This window comes from Micromonospora sp. M51 (genome assembly GCF_018070305.1).
Taxonomy (GTDB): Bacteria; Actinomycetota; Actinomycetes; order Mycobacteriales; family Micromonosporaceae; genus Micromonospora; species Micromonospora parva.
Map to the genome: position 1 here is coordinate 1 of NZ_JAGPXZ010001002.1, position 1,865 is coordinate 1,865.

The window sequence follows — 1,865 nt, forward strand, 5'->3', positions numbered from 1 at the left end:
GACCATCCCCGACGTGCTCGCGCCGGGGCTGGCGGTGCTCTTCGTCGGCATCAACCCCGGCCTCTGGTCGGCTGCCACCGGCTGGCACTTCGCCCGGCCCGGCAACCGGTTCTGGCCTGCCCTGCACCGGGGCGGGTTCACTCCCCGACTGCTGCACCCCAGCGAACAGGACGAGCTGCCCTCGCTCGGGCTCGGCATCACCAACATGGCCGCCCGGGCCAGCGCCCGCGCGGACGAGCTCAGCACCGAGGAACTCCTCGACGGAGCGGCGATCCTGACCGACAAGGTGGCCCGGTACCGGCCGCGTTGGGTGGCGGTGGTGGGGGTGACCGCGTACCGGATCGGTTTCCAACGGCCCAAGGCAACCTTCGGGCCGCAACCGGAGTCGTTGGCCGGGGCGCGGCTGTGGGTGCTGCCCAACCCGAGCGGCCTGAACGCCCACTTCACCCCGGTCACCCTGGGCCTGGCGTTCGCCGAGTTGCGGGAGGCCACCGAGGTAACCGCCCCTTGATCGACTCGGTTTTCAGGAAGTCGGGCGGTCAACGCGACCAGGACACCCCGACTTCAGGGAACCCGAGTCGATCAAGGCCGGCAGCCGTCAGTTGGCGGCGGCGGGCGGCATGGCCTCGTCCGCGACGTACGTGCCCAGTGGCATGACCACCGGCTCGGGGCCGGTCGCGTCGACGAACGGGGTGGGCGAGTCGGCGACAGCGAACTGGGTCCGGTACAGCTCGGCGTAGAGCCCGCCGACCGCCACCAGTTCGTCGTGTCGCCCCCGCTCGACGATCCGCCCGCCGTCGAGAACGAGGATCTGGTCGGCATCGCGCACCGTGGAGAGCCGGTGCGCGATCACCAGGGCGGTCCGCCCGGTCAGCGCCACCGACAGCGCACGCTGCACCGCCGCCTCGCTCTCCGAATCCAGGTGTGCGGTCGCCTCGTCGAGGATCACGATCGACGGGGCCTTGAGCAGCAGGCGGGCGATGGCGATGCGCTGCTTCTCGCCGCCGGAGAACCGGTAGCCGCGCTCCCCCACGGTGGTGTCCAGCCCGTCGGGCAGCGACCGGACCAGGTCGGCGACCTGCGCTCCGGCCAGCGCGGCCCAGATCTCGTCGTCGGTGGCGTCCGGCTTGGCGTAGCGCAGGTTCTCGGCGATCGTCTCGTGGAACAGGTGCGAATCCTGGGTGACCACACCGATCTCGTCGCGCAGGGAGGCGAGCGTCGCGTCGCGCACGTCCACCCCGCCGACCAGCACCTGGCCGTCGCTGACGTCGTAGATCCGGGAGATGAGCATCGACAGCGTCGACTTGCCCGCCCCGGACGGGCCGACCAGCGCGACCATCTGCCCCGGCTCGACGCTGAACGAGACGCCCTTGAGCACCGGTTCGTTGATCGTCCGGTCGAGGGTGGCGACCTCCTCCAGCGAGGCGAGGGAGATCTCGGCGGCGCTCGGGTAGCGGAACCGCACGTCGCGGAAGTCGACCCGGCCGCTGCCACGCGGCACCGCCACGGCGTCGGGCTTCTCCACGATGCCCGGCTTGAGGTCGAGCACCTCGAAGACCCGGTCGAAGGAGACCAGCGCGCTCATCACGTCCACCCGGACGTTGGAGAGCGCGGTGAGCGGACCGTACAGGCGGGTGAGCAGCAACGCGAGGGTCACCACGGTGCCCGCACTGACACCGCCGGTCACCGCGAGCCAGCCGCCGAGGCCGTAGGTCAGCGCCTGCGCCAGCGAGGCGACCAACAGCATCGCCACGAAGAAGGTGCGGGAGTACATGGCGGACTGGATGCCGATGTCGCGGACCCGCTCGGCCCGCCCGGCGAACCGGCGGGCCTCGATCTCGGGCTGACCGAAGAGCTTCACCAGC

Annotated in this window: 2 protein-coding genes; one reads left to right on the top strand and one right to left on the bottom strand. The window is 71.3% G+C overall.

The window, feature by feature from the left end:
- Nucleotides 1-511 (top strand): G/U mismatch-specific DNA glycosylase (gene mug, locus KBX53_RS31770; protein ID WP_210863495.1); only part of this gene is annotated, 511 nt, incomplete at its 5' end.
- 87 nt (nt 512-598) lie between these two features.
- Here the strand turns inward: mug and KBX53_RS31775 are convergent.
- Nucleotides 599-1,865 (bottom strand): ABC transporter ATP-binding protein (locus KBX53_RS31775; protein WP_210863497.1); only part of this gene is annotated, 1,267 nt, incomplete at its 5' end.